Source organism: Methylobacterium sp. J-043 (assembly GCF_022829505.1).
GTDB lineage: Bacteria > Pseudomonadota > Alphaproteobacteria > Rhizobiales > Beijerinckiaceae > Methylobacterium > Methylobacterium extorquens_A.
Genome location: NZ_JAKSYB010000027.1, coordinates 1 through 14,968 on the forward strand (window position 1 = coordinate 1; position 14,968 = coordinate 14,968).

Annotated in this window: 11 protein-coding genes and 5 pseudogenes; 6 read left to right on the top strand and 10 right to left on the bottom strand. The window is 64.5% G+C overall.

Annotation, left to right across the window (positions count from 1 at the left end; all coding sequences use genetic code 11):
- Nucleotides 1-116: integrase core domain-containing protein (locus MKK50_RS03750; protein WP_499020567.1), on the top strand; the 116-nt coding region annotated here is incomplete at its 5' end.
- 245 nt (nt 117-361) lie between these two features.
- On the opposite strand, the gene MKK50_RS03755 is transcribed toward MKK50_RS03750, so the two are convergent.
- Nucleotides 362-1,315, bottom strand: a complete 954-nt coding sequence (locus tag MKK50_RS03755) for a LicD family protein (protein WP_499020490.1) — start codon at nt 1,313-1,315, stop codon at nt 362-364.
- A gap of 154 nt (nt 1,316-1,469) precedes the next feature.
- Here MKK50_RS03755 and MKK50_RS03760 point away from each other — a divergent pair, with 154 nt between their 5' ends.
- Nucleotides 1,470-1,886 carry a hypothetical protein gene (locus MKK50_RS03760; protein WP_499020492.1) on the top strand — a complete coding sequence of 139 codons (417 nt, stop codon included), beginning with the start codon at nt 1,470-1,472 and terminating at the stop codon, nt 1,884-1,886.
- A gap of 114 nt (nt 1,887-2,000) precedes the next feature.
- On the opposite strand, the pseudogene tnpB reads toward MKK50_RS03760, so the two are convergent.
- From tnpB to MKK50_RS03775, 3 genes and pseudogenes are all read right to left on the bottom strand, one after another.
- A pseudogene (tnpB, locus tag MKK50_RS03765) lies at nt 2,001-2,306 on the bottom strand (IS66 family insertion sequence element accessory protein TnpB).
- Entirely contained in the window at nt 2,303-2,563 is a 261-nt protein-coding gene (locus MKK50_RS03770; protein WP_499020577.1) for a hypothetical protein, read from the bottom strand. Before MKK50_RS03770 ends, tnpB begins: the two are co-directional and overlap by 4 nt.
- A 20-nt stretch (nt 2,564-2,583) precedes the next feature.
- Nucleotides 2,584-2,751 (bottom strand): annotated as a pseudogene (locus tag MKK50_RS03775) (transposase); the annotation flags it as partial.
- A gap of 109 nt (nt 2,752-2,860) precedes the next feature.
- On the opposite strand from MKK50_RS03775, the pseudogene tnpC reads away from it, so the two are divergent.
- Nucleotides 2,861-4,026, top strand: a pseudogene (gene tnpC / locus MKK50_RS03780) (IS66 family transposase); the annotation flags it as partial.
- Between the two features lie 378 nt (nt 4,027-4,404).
- Here the strand turns inward: tnpC and MKK50_RS03785 are convergent.
- Complete coding sequence (locus MKK50_RS03785; protein WP_499020494.1) at nt 4,405-5,283, bottom strand: helix-turn-helix domain-containing protein; 879 nt, start codon at nt 5,281-5,283, stop codon at nt 4,405-4,407.
- A 706-nt stretch (nt 5,284-5,989) separates the two neighbouring features.
- Between MKK50_RS03785 and MKK50_RS03790 the strand changes: the two are divergent.
- Nucleotides 5,990-6,232 (top strand): annotated as a pseudogene (locus MKK50_RS03790) (IS3 family transposase); the annotation flags it as partial.
- Here MKK50_RS03790 and MKK50_RS03795 read toward each other — a convergent pair.
- Nucleotides 6,213-6,476: pseudogene (locus tag MKK50_RS03795) on the bottom strand (integrase core domain-containing protein); the annotation flags it as partial. The pseudogenes MKK50_RS03790 and MKK50_RS03795 sit on opposite strands and share 20 nt — an antisense overlap.
- Before the next feature lie 651 nt (nt 6,477-7,127).
- Between MKK50_RS03795 and MKK50_RS03800 the strand changes: the two are divergent.
- Together MKK50_RS03800 and MKK50_RS03805 are read left to right on the top strand one after the other, a co-directional pair.
- The gene (locus MKK50_RS03800; RefSeq protein ID WP_003600567.1) at nt 7,128-7,310 is read left to right on the top strand and encodes a DUF3606 domain-containing protein; all 183 of its coding nucleotides are present in this window, start codon (nt 7,128-7,130) and stop codon (nt 7,308-7,310) included.
- 147 nt (nt 7,311-7,457) lie between these two features.
- Nucleotides 7,458-7,673: a hypothetical protein gene (locus MKK50_RS03805; protein WP_056202053.1), complete on the top strand. Its 216-nt coding sequence runs from the start codon at nt 7,458-7,460 to the stop codon at nt 7,671-7,673.
- An 897-nt stretch (nt 7,674-8,570) separates the two neighbouring features.
- Here the strand turns inward: MKK50_RS03805 and MKK50_RS03810 are convergent.
- From MKK50_RS03810 to uca, 4 genes are all read right to left on the bottom strand, one after another.
- On the bottom strand, nt 8,571-8,792 hold the full coding sequence (locus MKK50_RS03810) for a DUF6894 family protein (RefSeq protein WP_253370403.1): 222 nt from the start codon (nt 8,790-8,792) through the stop codon (nt 8,571-8,573).
- 198 nt (nt 8,793-8,990) lie between these two features.
- Complete coding sequence (locus MKK50_RS03815; protein WP_253370402.1) at nt 8,991-9,206, bottom strand: hypothetical protein; 216 nt, start codon at nt 9,204-9,206, stop codon at nt 8,991-8,993.
- A 97-nt stretch (nt 9,207-9,303) separates the two neighbouring features.
- A complete protein-coding gene (gene atzF / locus MKK50_RS03820; RefSeq protein WP_499020496.1) occupies nt 9,304-11,124 on the bottom strand; it encodes an allophanate hydrolase in 1,821 nt (606 codons plus the stop codon).
- 311 nt (nt 11,125-11,435) lie between these two features.
- Nucleotides 11,436-14,966, bottom strand: coding sequence for an urea carboxylase (uca, locus tag MKK50_RS03825; protein WP_499020499.1), 3,531 nt, complete (start codon nt 14,964-14,966; stop codon nt 11,436-11,438).
- Between the last annotated feature and the right edge of the window lie 2 nt (nt 14,967-14,968).

Consider the following 14,968-nt stretch of genomic DNA (forward strand, 5'->3'; position numbering starts at 1 on the left):
GGAGCAAGATCGAGACGTGGCGGCGGCACTACAACGAGAGCCGTCCTCACACCGCCCTGGGGTGGCGAACGCCCCAGGAGTTCGCCTTGGCGGCGGCCCTGCAGGCCGCCGAATGAGATCCGGAAGCTCACCTTTCGGCCGGACCAAGATCCGGGGGACCCTCAGACCGACAATGCACTAACTTCACACCTGGACCACTGAATGGGGGCAGGCCAATGTCAAACGAACTTTTATCCATCAGAGTTTCACGCAGCCATCGCCGCAGCATTAAAAATACTGCTTCGCCTAAATTGTCCTTGCAATGCTGCGCAGAACTATAATATTGACGGTATTTTCAGCAAATCTGTATCGACCAATTTATTCAGTCGTGTTTCAATTTTTTATCACGAAACGTAGACAATCGTATTTCTCTTTTCTCGTTTCGGCCAAACTCGAAATAATGGTCTAACGGATCAATTTTTGCAGTGGCTACATCAGGATGCGCCGCATTGTAGAAATCACTGTCAAACTCAGATAATACCACATCCATAGCGGTACTATTTTTAAATCTGATCATAATTATATCGTTGACCTTCCGCTCAACAGTCGAAAGGGGACCATTTTTTTCATCCAAAATTGCAAGAATCTGAGACCTTAGATTGCTTCGATCATAATCCGCTATCTTTAGGCGTTCCAATAAAACAGCCATTTCATGCTCTTCTGCATACAATTGCTTCGCAATCGTATATGCAAGGTCAGTCCTTTCAATGAAAACTGGGCGATTTGCAATTATCCTATGTATATAGTCACCATTTGATTTAGATACTGGTTTTCTCCAGTTATTACCATATATATATTCACATATTTCCTCTGGCTTAGCCGGCAACAACATATCGCAGTCAAAAAACCTTTGTTTTTTTAGCGGAAAAACCAAGCTTTTATCTATAAAGAGATGAGTCCCTTGCTTATTTGGGGTGCCAGAAAAATTCCATAAATCAACGATCCAGTCCTGATTTGGATCATTTTCGTACAAATATATATCCAAATAAGTTTTTATATTTTCTATATTTCTCGTTGCCTGCACGAAATAAGGAGTTGCATTAGGAGGCGTGCCTAGCCTTATATCAAATCCTGCCGATCGAAGCAGTGAAACAACGCTATCAAAGTGCACTACATCTACATATAAGTCCACGTCGTCATCATTATCGATTATATCGCCATCCCTAGCAAGCCCTAATAGAGTTCCACCGAAGACAAATGCTGATAAAGATTTCAAGCATTGAGAAGCAATTATCAAATTTTCACGGTTGTAAATCTTAGGGACAGGTATTTGCATTGACTTCTTCAGACCTCGAAATAAATGATTGCACATATAACTGGAAGCTGCGCATCCTTCTTAGCCAATTCGATCGAATTGCAAATCAACAAATGATAAGATATGGGGTCGTTATATTCTACGGTCCGGGCGTTCGCTGCCGACAGCCGCATCTTTGGTGCTGGGAGGCGGGGAGGGCGATGTTGTCAGCTACTCAGAGACGGTCGCGGCATTCATCGATGCGCAGGCAGAGACGAATGCACGCGCTACGGCCGAGCGCTATCGCACCTCGATCGCCGTACTGCACCGAGCGGCCGGCCTGCAGAACCCTTGTGCCGACGAAATTGTCCGGCTGGCAGTGAAACGGATGAATTGGGCCGAGGGCCTGCACCAGAAACAGGCCGAGCCGCTCAACTGCACCAGCATTGAGCGCATGCTGGACGTTAAGGCGCCCGAGCGCCTGCACCGGCGCGTCCCAGAAGCCAAGCGCGAGACGCCGCTGATTGCGCTGCGCAACGCGGCACTGGTCGCGGTCGCCTTCGACACGCTGCTGCGCCGCTCGGAACTCGTCTCTCTCTATATATATATTTAAAAAATTTGCAGAAGGCTGCCGATGGATCGTAAGCGTCGTCTGGCGGGCACCTTTCATTTGGGGCGGCCGGAGGGACGCCGGGGCCGTGACGGCGCGTGTCGGATGCACACGCTTTCAGTTCAGCTCTTCCATGAGCGCCGAGAGCTGTGCCGCGGTGAGATGCACGATGCCATCCGTCCGCTTCGGCCAGCAGAACTCGCCAACCTCCAGCCTCTTGGCCACGAGAACCATACTGCTGCCTTCTCAGAACAGGAACTTGACCCCGTCCGACCATTTGGCGTGGAATACCTAGACGGTGCCGGAGAACGGCTCCGCCCACATCGCCTCGTGCACCAGCGTGGCCAGCCCGTCCATCCCCTTGCGGAAGTCCACGGGCCGCGAGGCCAGCATCACCCGCACCGTGCCCGACGGACCGATCATGCCGAGGCCTTCAGCGCCACGATCACGGCCGCAATCTGAGCCGCGCTCGCCCTTGCGCCGATCCGAACCGTCGCGCCGGCCAGTTCGACCCCGATCCCGGGGGCGATGGAGCCGCGACCCGGCGTATCGCTCGCCGCGCCACGATCCGCGTCGGAAGGCTGCCCCTGCCGGTCCGACCCGAGCACGGCCGGGACGAAGCGCAGTTCGCCCGCGTCGCCGTCCGGTCCGGTCCGGCATGGCGGTCCAGACGCCGCCATATGAACAGCTGCGAGGCGCTCAGGCCATGCCGACGCGCCACCGCGCTGACCGAGACGCCGGGCCGCTCGCTCTCGGCGACTATGGCGGCCTTCTCGTCCGCCGACCACGTCCGCCGCCGGCCAGCCCCGGTGAACAGTTCCAGACGCCGGACCGGCTCCGACATGGCCATACGCTCTAACATCGACATGGGATGGAGCTCATGTCTTGCTCCGTATGTCCGCGGTTGAGCGTAAAAGAGCGGCACGACGGTTTGTCTATGATAGCAAGCCGCTGACGGATATGATCTTATCTGTTCCGTGGCCGCGCCTGCTTCGCCCTCCCTCGACGATCTCGCAACGCTCAAGACGCTGCGCGCCGAGAACGAGCGGCTGCGCTAGATTATTAAGGCGCTGCAGCGGCACCGCTTCGGACGCCGCGCCGAGAGCCTGCCCGAGGACCAACTTCTGCTCGGGCTGGAGGATGCCGAGCAGGTCGAGGCCGCAGGCCACGCCGCTGAGGAGGTGGTCGCAACGGTGAGGGTGGAACGGGCGGCGCGCCGGCGCTACAACCGCGGGGCGTTGCCCGCCCATCTGCCGCGCGTGAAGCATGTGGTCGAGATCGAGAGCCTCGTCTGCCCGTGCTGCTCGGGCGGCCTGCACCAGATCGGCGAGGACGTGTCCGAGCGTCTCGATATCGCGCCGGCCCAGATGCGGATCCTCGTCGTGCGCCGCCCGCGCTATGCCTGCCGCGCCTGCGAGGACGTCGTTGTGCAGGCCCCTGCGCTGCCACGGCTGATCGAGGGCGGGTTGCGGACCGACGCCCGCGTCGCCCAGGTTCTTGTGTCCAAGTACGCCGACGATCTGCCGCTCTACCGGCAGGCACAGATCTTCGCCCGCCAGGGCGTCAGCCTCGACCGCTCGACGCTGGCCGACTGGGTCGGACGCGCCGCCTTCCTGCTTCGGCCGGTCCACGCGCGCTTACTGGAGCGGTTGAAGGCATCGGGCAAGCTGTTTGCCGACGAGACGACCGGGCCGGTGCTCGATCCCGGCCGGGGCCGCACCAAGACGGCCCAGCTCTTCGCCTATGCGCGCGACGACCGGCCCTAGAGTGGGACCGATCCGCCGGGCGTGGTCTATGTTTACGCGCCCGACCGCACGGCTCGGCAGCCGATGGTGCATCTGTCCGGGTTCCAGGGCGTGATGCAGGTCGATGGCTATGCGGGCTACAAGGCGCGTTGGCCCGACAGGGCGAGGTGCAGCTCGCGTTTTGCTGGAGCCATGTGCGCCGGGACTTCTACGACCTCGACGGACCGATCGCGGCAGAGGTGCTGGCGCGCATTGCCGGCCTCTATCGGATTGAGGCCGAGATCCGCGGCCGCCCCGCCGAGGAGCGCTGCGCCGTGCGTCGGGCGCGCAGCCGTCCGATCCTGGCGGCGATGGAGCCGTGGCTGCAGGATCGGCTCGGGCTGATCAGCCAGAAGAGCACTAGAAAGCGAGCCTTTGTTCCGGCCGCTGAGCAAGGGCAGGCAGGCTGGTCCGAACGCCCTAGGGGGGCGGAGGTGGCACGGGTTTTTCGCGATCTCGCCACGGCCGCCGGGCTGAAGCTGGCTCGTATGCCATCCGGTCAATCAACCAGAGTCGGTGCAACGTAGGACATGTTCGCGACTGGGTTCGAACTGCTTGAAGTCATGCAAGCGGGTTAGTTCAAGACGCCATCGATGCTCGCTCGCTACGGCAAGCGCCTGCGGGCGCAGCGCGGTACCGCGCGAAAGCTAGCGACGCTTCAAAATCGCGCCTAACGCCTGATATGACCGTGCCTTACAAGAAAACGAGTTCCCAATTTTTCGATTAATATCATGAGGCTAGCACAAGCCTCGTGCCGCCTCCAATTTCAACCGCTCTGCCAGAATTATAATAGTGTGTCGGGCTCGCTCTCTCTCCACCGTTCCCGCACCAATCATCTCGACCGTTCCGCCGTGAAGCAGCTGAAAAGCTTCGGTGTGAGCTGGGCCTAGACAGGTAGTCAGAGATGATTCTGGGTCAGTGCCAAGGCCTAGCAAATCCAATACACCAATATTGAGTGCAGCTGCTATTTCAGGCAGCGAGTCGGCGGGCGGCGACAATTCATTCTCCCACTTTGATATTGTTGTTTGTGAAACCTTCAGATTGTTCGCAAGATTAGATTGGGTAATGTTCATATATCTGCGATAGGCGGCGATTCGCGAGCCAACTGTTTTCGAGTTCGACAATTCAACTAGAAATATATCGCCCTTAGAAGGATAAATATCATTTTTTCCGTCAGGGTGTATCCCAGCCCCAAATGCAATCCAAGCAGGATCGGCTTCAAAAGCTACTGCATAGGCTTTCAGTTCTTCTAAGCTAATATTCCGCTTACCATTTTCCTGCTGTCGGTAGTAAGCTTCTTTCCATTCGAACTTTCGTGTCACTAAAGTCACTGCCGCGTATCCTGCTGCAATACGGGCCATTCTCAGTCTTCCGTGTATTGACTTATCATCTTCAGGTATTTCTGTTTTTACTTCTGTTAACAAATATGATACACTCACCTTCAGAGCTGATGCCAGCTGTGAGATTCTTTTTGCAGTCAATTTTGACTTGCCGGTCTCTAAATGAGATAGAGTCAACCAATGCATGTCGGCCAATTTCGCTAACTCGCGCTGGGAAAGCCCTTGTGCCTCGCGCAGCTTAGCGATGCGGTTTGGTGAAGAACCGGCGGCGGTCATGTTTCCTCAGCATCAAACATGCTAACAGGTCATCTTCAATAGCGAACAGCGTACCGATACATTTATGCATCAGTCGAGTAAACCTCCAGACTTATTTGTTAGAACGAATTTTTTCGAATCGTATCACATTTAGGTCAGCGTAATCGTCTTGCGCATTATCGTATTGGGTAGTATGTTTTTCAATTAAAGTCCATTTATTGATTCTGCAAATATTGATGTAGTCTTGTATAGTAATCAGATCAGATTCTAGCATGTCAAGCACGTCTTGTTGGTGTTTTATGGATTCATATCTCATTTTTGCTCCGAATTACATTTGGTGCGCGAGTGGGCTATGGGCTAAATGCGGATGTGCGTTGCTTCATAGTTACAAAATGCCTACCTGACGAACAAGCGGTATCTGCGGTTGGGCGTATGGAGTGTATTGGTAACGCCCCCTCCAGCGGCAGCGGCGCACCGTCAGTTCTTTTGTCTCGGTCGTGGAGACCTTAGTCCGCAGCCCCACCGTAGGCTGGCTGGCAGAGTCCAAGAGAGAGGAGAAGGCAGGGCGCCTAGAACGTAGTGGACTGTCGAGCAGCTTTAGCAACACGTGGCAATGGCCTATGACCCGGTGAGCCTGGCGGAAGAAGCCGTGGCCGATCATAATTAGCCCAGCTTCATGGTATCCGATGGCAGGAGCAGGCCCGGTTCTTTCTCTGAAAACGCGGGCCGGCTGTTCGACGGGCGTCCGTTCCGTATCCTAACAGTGGTCGATTGTCATACGCGAGAGGCGCTCTCGCTCGCACCGAGAGCCAACTTCCGCGCCTTCCAGGTGACCGAGGCCCTGGTCGCCTTGGTTCGGCTGCGAGGGCGGCTCAAGAGCCTGCGGGAGGACAATGGACCGGAGTTCGCCGGGCGCATGCTCGACCAGTGGGCGTACTTGACCTCAGCCATCACGACATCCCGAACAGGTCTATCGTGTACGGTCCCGGAATGTGGTGTGACGGATTGAGCCTAAAGCGCTCGGGCTCTTTCGTCCAGATCTGGCAGATGAGCTCGTAGGGTGTCAGACCCCGCAGCGTCTTGAGTCGGCGGGCGTGGTTGTAGGCATCCACGAAGAGTTGCAGGTGGGCTCTCAGCTGCTCGTGGCTGTCGTAGTGGTAGCGCTTGACCGTCGCGTCCTTGATCGTGCGGTTCATTCGCTCGACCTGACCGTTATCCGGCATGATGACCCTCGGTGCCGTCGCGTTCCGCTGATCTTCGGATCGGCGCTATGGTGAGCCCACCCGGGACACGGGGCACTGGGAGCACGTGAGTGCGGGCAGGCCGACCGCGTGTGCACACGGAGATAAAGCGCTTGCAATCACAATAACCATGGTGATGACTTCTGCTGGGTTCATACTGGGTGAGAATCCTGGCACTCCGCCGTAGCTGGCATTCTCCTACCCACCAAATTATCCAACTGCACGAAAAGAGCGAGAGCAGTCCGCTTGGGCAAATGCTTGGGCGTAGCCCCAAAGACTGGAAAAACACCCATAAAGTCAGCACCCTGCGTCGGACACCCCTTCCGCCAGACCGCCTCCAAATGCCTGATCCGGCGAGACGCGTTGACGATCAGAGGGTTGGAAGGCACCTGTGCGACAGGTAACCATCGCCAATGGGCCTTGAAGCCCGCCTCGTTCTCTACCCCAACGGGCCCCTGCTCGTTCCGCGCTTGGGGCCTCCCCGAGTTGCGTGAGGTGATCCCCGGCGGGTGCAGCGGGCCGAAGTGGATTGACCTCGGGTCTAACTCCGCGCGCCTTGCGATACGGGCGGTCTTGCCCACCTCATACAACCCGACGCCCTCCGACGACCTCACGGGATCATTCATGGCCGGCCTCAAGGACAAGCGCGGTTTCATCGACAAGGACCGTCTCGACCTCAGCGAGCGCAAAGCGGTCGAGTTCTGGATGAAGCGCTGGGGCGTCACGCAGGACCAACTCACCGCCGCGCACCGGAAGGTGGGCCGCATGACCAAGGACATCGCGGCTGAGCTGGGCAAGAAGCGTTAGGCAACGAGCGAGTGAGGTTTCAGCGGTGACGCAGAGGCTGCTCCGCAGGTGCCGATCGAGATAAATCCTCCTCATTGGGAACCTTGGCCTGGGACAATCACCTATCTACCCTGCCTGGGACGGCCGTAAGCTCCCAAGGAGATGGTGATGAAGAAGACCACGCTCGCGCTGGCAATCCTGCTGGGAGGCTTTGCCGCCGGCACCGCATCGGCAGCTCCGATTGCACCCGCCGGCATCCAAGCTGAAAGCAGCGTCACGCAGGCTCGCATGTCCCACCACGAGCGGCGGATGATGCACCGGCACATGATGCGCAAGCGGATGATGCATCGGCACCATCACCGGTCGATGCGCCACCGGATGTAACCGGCGCATGTGATAAAAGGGGAGGGCGTCGGAAAGGCCCTCCCGCTCGGCGCGACGCCGCACACGACAGCGAAGCGCGACCGTCCGAGCCATCAGGCCGGATCAAGGCATTGATATCCATGACTTGGCTGAGCGGCTCCGACTGTTTCGCCCCTTGCAGCCGATCGGAGCTTGCCCGACCGGAACGTTGAGACCACCGGCCCATCGCCGAGTCGCCGCCTCGTGAAGGCTCGATGTTCCCCGGCCTCGACAAACACTTCGTGGCACGGCATGTGCGGGCGCAAGGTGTTTCGAACAGAGACCCAAGCTCTCAGCATCAGGATCGGTATCTTGCGCAACCGCGGCCGGCGACCGTTCACCGTCGAAGCCAAGTCGAACGGCCAAACCCGCTTCGTCTCCATCCCCTCGAAGCTGCCACGAGAGGCGCAAAAGCGAGCGGGACACGCAGAAGCAGAAGCCCTGTGGCCCTCACTGGAGGCCGCTACGTCCAGCCCTCGGACGCCTTCCGACGAGGCTGCCCCCGAGCATCGCCGCATCCTGCCGAGCCTCCTCGTCGCGGAGGTCCAGGAGCCCGAAGCGGAACCCGCGGTCGAGCCCGAGGCGCCTCCTCGCGTTCGCCGGGTTGCGCCGCCCGGCACCACGCCGGAGGGCGCCCCGCGTCGCCGGGGCAGGCCGCGGAAGGTGCCTGTCCCGGATGTCGTTGAGGTCGTCGAACCGGCGGTCCCGGAGCTTCCTCGGCCCGTGGCGGAGACAGCCCCTCTCGTTAGGCGGCGCCGCTCGGACCGACCCGGCAGCGAGACGCTGCGCCTGGGTGAGCGGTGGAAGCGGCGCTTGCCGCGGGTATGCTGGTAGAGCGGCAGCGGCCAACGCCGCGACCGCGTTCCGCCTGAGGCTCGGTCAGCCCGATACGAACGGTTTCACCAGCACGCGTCGGCCGCTGAGGTCATGCACGCTGACGTGCCACTGCGACCAGTCCTCCTGGTCATCGAGGCTGCGCATCACCCCCTGAGCCACCTCGTCGGCACGCCGGACGAGGCGCGCGGGGACCCGGATGTCCTTGCCCTGAGCGTCGAACACGCATGCGTAGCCGTTCGTCGCGTGAAAGCGGTAGCGTGCCATTGGCGCCAAACCCCTCGTTCCGACTCCGATAAGACGTTCGTTCGTCTTTCGTTCCCATATGGGGACAAGCGGTGGAAAAGGGCAATGCGAGCCACGCCGTCTCAGGGACTTACACCCAATTTTGAACACGCCGCGCCCTGGGGATGAGAGGGCCTGCGGGGCAGAAAGCGGCGCGCTTCGCCTGCCCCGCGGGATGGTTCAGCCGGCGCCGTAGCCGCCCTTCGCATTGTCCGTCGAACGATCGGGCGATTGCTGATCGTAGCCGCCGGAGTGAGGACCGGGTTTTTCAGCCTCGGCCGAGGCCGGGCCCGTCGGGCCGAGATCCGGCTCCGCTTCGGGCTTGCTGCGCTCACCGAGCGGGCGACCGGGCGGCTGTGTCCCGATCGCCTCCCGCTCCGTCTTCGCGTCTGTCATCGTGAACCTCCTTGGCTTGCGTCAAGGAAAGGGCTCATCCCCCTAAGAGGTTTCGCCAAGGAGGCTCCGGCCCGATGCGATCGGGCCGGTCCCGCCGCTACGGCGCGATGGCCCCGGAGGCGAGGTAGGCGCGCCAGCCGCCGTGATCGCTGATGTCGCGCGCGCCCGTGAGCCCGGCCGCTTCCGCCAGGAATCCCTTCGATGTCGTGCCGTCGGCCAGCGACAGCGTGCCGATCGCCAGCGGCGAGGGAATCCCCGCCACGAAACGTCCGAAAGCGTCCGGCGCCAGCGCCCAGACCTCGGTCTCGATCGCATGGCCCGAACCGGGCGCGACGCGGATCAGGCCGGGCCGGGCCGGCGGTCCGCCGGGCAGCGCGTGCAGGCGGTAATCCGGCGTCGTGGGGACGGCGCGCAGGAAGCGGGCGCCGCGCCCCGTCAACTCGCCGTTGAGCGGCAGGCCGGACAGGTGCGCGCCGACCACCGCGATCTCGATCTCGTCCGCTTGCGCGCGATCCCCGGGCGGGGCGGCCTCCGCCGGGATCGGCACGCCGCTCGCCCCGAGTGTGCCGCCGGCCGCCGCGTGGAGGCGGGCGCCGAGTGCGGCGATGAGGCCGTCGGCCCCGCGCGGCGCGATCAGCGTGATGCCGGACGGGAAGCCGTCGGCACGGAAGCGCCCCGGTACCGCGAGGGCGCAGAGATCGAGCAGGTTGACGAAGTTGGTGTAGGTGCCGAGTTCGCTGTTGGGGCCGACCGGGTCGGCGGCGAGGTCGGCGACGCGCCGCGGGCGCGGATAGGTCGGCACCAAGAGCACGTCGATCCCACCCCAGACGGCTTCGGTCGCCCGGCGGAGTTCGGCGAGGCGGTAGAGGCCGGCGAAGGCATCCGCCGCCGAGTGGCCGGTGGCTGCGCCGATGATCGCCCGCGTGGTCGGGTGCAGGGCCTCCGGGCGCTCCTCGATGAACCCGCGGATCGCCTGATAGCGCTCGGCCACCCAGGGGCCGGCATAGAGAAGCCCCGCGACCGCGAAGAAGGGCGCCAGATCGACCGTCCTCACCGCGCCGCCGATCACCGATTGCAGGTCGGCGAGCGCCCCGTCGAAGGCCGCCGCCGAGAGCGTGTCACCGGCAAAGATGCGACCGGCCGCGTCCGGCACGCCGACGCGCAAGCCCGGTGGCAGGCGGCCGGGGCGGGGCGGAACGGGCAGGGCGCGCGAATACGGATCCTGCGGATCGTATCCGGCCATGATCCGGTAGACCGCGTCAGCCTCCGTCACGGTACCGGCGAAGACGGAGAGGGTGTCCAGCGTGCGGCAGGCCGGGACCACGCCGCGGCCCGAGACGCTGCCGAGGGAGGGCTTGAGCCCGACGATGTTGTTGAGGCCGGCCGGCACCCGGCCCGAACCCGCCGTGTCGGTGCCCAGCGCGAAGGTGACGAAGCCGCGCGCCACCGCCACCGCCGAGCCGGACGAGGAGCCGCCCGGCACGATCGCCGGATCGATGGCGTTCTTCGGCACCGGATAGGGCGTGCGCACGCCGACGAGCCCCGTGGCGAACTGGTCGAGATTGGTCTTGCCGACGAGGATCGCGCCGGCCGCGAGCAGACGCTCGACCGCCGGAGCGGTCGCCTGCGGCGTATAGGCGAAGTCCGGGCAGGCGGCGGTGGTGGGCAGGCCCGCCACATCGACGTTGTCCTTCACCGCGAAGGGCACGCCCCAGAGCGGTTTGCTCACGGCGTCGAAGGGGCCGAGCGCGCGGGCGGCGGCCTGCATTTGCGCCGCCGGCACCCGCGCGAGGAAGATGCCGGGATCGTCGGCAGCAGCGATCCGGCGGTCGATCTCGGCCAAAACCGCCTCGGGCGAGAGCCCATCGGCATAGGCGGCGTGGAGCGCGCTGAGGCTCGGGAAGGCGGGAACCGGCATCGATCTCTCACGTCCGTGGCAGGGCGTCGTGCGGGTGGCACGCGGCCCGAAATTCGAAGGGGAATGGCTCCGGGGCCCTGAGCCTGATGGCCCGGCGGCCGGAATGCCTATCGCGGCGTCTCCCGGCCCCGGTCGCCCTGCGGCAACCGCCCGGCGGCCCTGGCCTGGAGGCCGAGTACGACGAGGCCGAGGATCGCGGTGAGGGCGCGGTGGATCTGCTGCATCATCGGCCGTCTCCGTGCAGTGGGCGAGGCGTGCGCCGGGCGCGTTCGCCCAGGCGGTAGCGGGCCCCTGCAAGATCCGGCCCGGCCTCAGATCTCGAGGATGGCGACGAGGTCGCCGCCGCGCAGGGTGCGGCCGGGCCCGGCCCGGATCTCGCGGACCCGGCCGCCGACGGGGGCGGTGACCGCCACCTCCATCTTCATCGATTCGAGGATCGCCACCGTCTGGCCCGCGGCCACGGTCTCGCCCGCACCGACGAGAACCTTCCAGACATTGCCCGGCACGGTGGTCGGCACACCCTCGCAGCCCGGCGGGATCTCGGCGGCCTCAGTGGACACCGCCTCGTCGGCGACGAAGCTGTCGAGCCCTTCCGCCTTCCAGCGCTCGCGTTCAGCGGCGAAAGCCGCTCTCTGGCGCGCGCCCGCGTGCTCGATCTCGGCGGCGTTGTCCGCGAGCATGGCCCGGTACTCGGCGTAGGAGAACGTGCCGGGCTCGATCCGGATCGGATAGGCGCCGTGCGGGAAGGCGGCGCGGGCCTCGGTGAGTTCGGCGTGGCTGACGGGGAAAAAGCGGATGCGGTCGAAGGGCCGCAACAGCCACGGATGGCCGGGCACGAATTCGCGGGTGGTCCGCCACGTGTTCCAGACCTGGATCGTGCGCCCGAACAGCTGGTACCCGCCCGGCCCCTCCATGCCGTAGATGCACATGTAGGCGCCGCCGATGCCGACCGCGTTCTCCGGCGTCCAGGTGCGGGCCGGGTTGTACTTGGTGGTGACGAGGCGGTGGCGCGGATCGACCGGAGTCGCGACCGGCGCGCCGAGATAGACGTCGCCGAGCCCCATCACGAGGTAGCTGGCATCGAAGATGATGTTCCGCACCGCCGCCTCGTCGGGCAGGCCGTTGATGCGGCGGATGAACTCGATGTTCGAGGGGCACCAGGGCGCGTTGGGGCGCACCAGCTCCTGGTACTTGCGCATGGCCAGTTCCGCCTGCGGATCGTTCCACGAGAGCGGCAGGTGGACGACCCGGCTCGGGACGCTCACCGCCTCCGCGGCCGGCAATCCGGCCTCGATCTCGCGCAAGCTGCCGAGCAGGCGGTGGCGCGGCAGCGCCGTGCCGTCGTAGTGGATCTGAAGCGAGCGGATGCCCGGCGTCAGGTCGGTGAGGCCGGGGAGCCGGGCGGCGCGCACCGCCTCGGCGAGGAGGTGGACGCGCAGCCGCAGGCCGATGTCGAGGGCCATCGGGCCGTACTCGACGAGGAGGTTGTCGTCGCCCTGGCGGCGATAGGCGACGGGGACCGGGCCGGTCTCGTCGCGGGCGAGGACGGGCGAGCCGGGCCCCGCGTCCGTGCCGCCGAGCAGGGCCGGGGCGGCGAGCGCGTCCTCCGGCCGGGCCACGGGCTGGAAGCGCACGGTGTCGCCGGGCCGGAGTTGGCCCATCTTCCAGAGTTCGTCGCGGGCGATGACGGCGGGGCAGACGAAGCCGCCGAGACTCGGACCGTCGGGGCCAAGCAGGATCGGCATGTCGCCGGTGAAGTCGATGGCCCCGACGGCGTAGGCGTTGTCGTGCAGGTTCGAGGGGTGCAGGCCCGCCTCGCCGCCGTCGGTCCGCGCCCAGCGCGGCGTCGGGCCGATCAGGCGCACGCCGGTGCGGGCCGAGTTGAAGTGAACCTCGTAAGATTCCGAGAACAGGTCGGCGATGTCGGCCTCTTGGAAGAAGTCCGGCGCGCCGTGCGGGCCGTAGACGACGCCGATCTCCCAATCCTGCGTCAGCGGCGCGGGCTCGGGCGGGGCGGCAGCGACTTCCGGCGCATCGCCGAGATGGAGCACGTCGCCGGCCTTGAGGACGCCGGTGGCGTGGCCGCCGAAGGCGCCGAGCGCGAAGGTCGCGCGTGAGCCGAGCACCACGGGCGCGGCGAGGCCGCCGCGCAGGGCCAGATAGGCGCGCTGGCCCGGCCCCTCGATCGCGCCGATGGCGAGCGTCTGCCCTGCGCTGACCGAGAACGCCTGCCCGTGCGGACGCGCCTGCCCGTCGAGGGTGAGGCGCATCGCGGCGCCCGCGAGCGCCACGAGAGCGTCCGTGTGGAAGCGCAGCGTCGGGCCCGAGACCGTGAGTTCGAGGGCGCAGATGTCCTGCCCGTTGCCGACGAGGGCGTTGGCGTGGGCGAAGGAGCGGGCATCCATCGGCCCGCTCGGCGGCACGCCGACCTCCCACAGGCCGAGCCGGCCGGGCAGCTCCTGAAGGCTCGACTGGGCGCCCGGCAGCAGCACCTCGATGCTCCTGGGGGCATAGGCGAGGTCGCGCAGGGCCGTGGTCGCGACCCGCCCGCTCGCCAGCAGGTCGGAGGCGGCGATGGTGCGCAGGTAATCGAGGTTGGTCTCGATACCGGAGACGGCGGTATCCGCCAGCGCCTGCCGCAGCGCGGCCAGTGCCGCCGGACGGTCGGCGCCGGTGACGATGATCTTGGCGAGCATCGGGTCGTAGAACGGGGTGACCTCGGTGCCGGTGGCGATCCAGCCGTCGATGCGGGCGTTCTCGGGGAAGCGCACCTCGGTCAGCAGGCCGGCGCTCGGCGCGAAGTTGGCGTGCGGGATCTCGGCGTAGAGCCGCGCCTCGATTGCCGCGCCCCGCGGCGCGAGCGGCCCGGCCTCGGTGATCGGGTCCTCGCCCGCGGCCTGGCGCACCATCCATTCCACGAGGTCGATGCCGAACACCGCCTCCGTCACCGGATGCTCGACCTGGAGACGCGTGTTCACTTCGAGGAAGGAGAAATCCTCGCGGTTCGGATCGTAGATGAACTCGACGGTGCCGGCCGAGGCGTAGGCGACGCTCTCCCCCAACGCCACCGCCGCGGCGTGGAGCCGGGCGCGCACGGCGTCGGAGAGGCCGGGGGCCGGGGTCTCCTCGATCACCTTCTGGTTCCGGCGCTGGAGCGAGCAGTCGCGCTCGCCCAGGGCGACGACGCGGCCGCGCCCGTCGCCGAAGATCTGCACCTCGACATGGCGGGCCTGCGCCACGAAGCGTTCGAGATAAACGCGGGCATCGCCGAAGCTCGCCCGCGCCGTGCGCTCGACCGCGGCGAAGCGCTCGGCCAACTCTTGCGCGGAGTGGCAGAGCTGCATGCCGATGCCGCCGCCGCCCGCAGTGCTCTTGAGCATCACCGGATAGCCGATAACGTCCGCCGCACTCAGCGCCGTCTCGACATCCGGCAACAGGTCGGTGCCGGGCAGGAGCGGGACGCCGCTGGCCTTGGCCAGATCGCGGGCGGTGTGCTTGAGGCCGAAGGCGCGCAGGTGCTCCGGGCGCGGGCCGATGAAGCGGATGCCCTCCGCCGCCAGCCGCTCGGCGAAGCCGACATTCTCCGACAGGAAGCCGTAGCCGGGATGGACGGCCTCGGCGCCTGTTGCCTTGCAAGCGGCGATCACCGCCTCGACGTCGAGATAGCTCTGCGCGGCCGGGGCGGGGCCGAGGCGCACGGCCTCGTCGGCGGCGAGCACGCCGGGCGTGAAGCGGTCGGCGTCGGAATAGACGGCGACCGAGGCGATGCCCATGCGCCGCAACGTGCGCACGACGCGGGCGGCGATCTCGCCGCGATTGGCGACCAGAACCTTGGCGAACATCG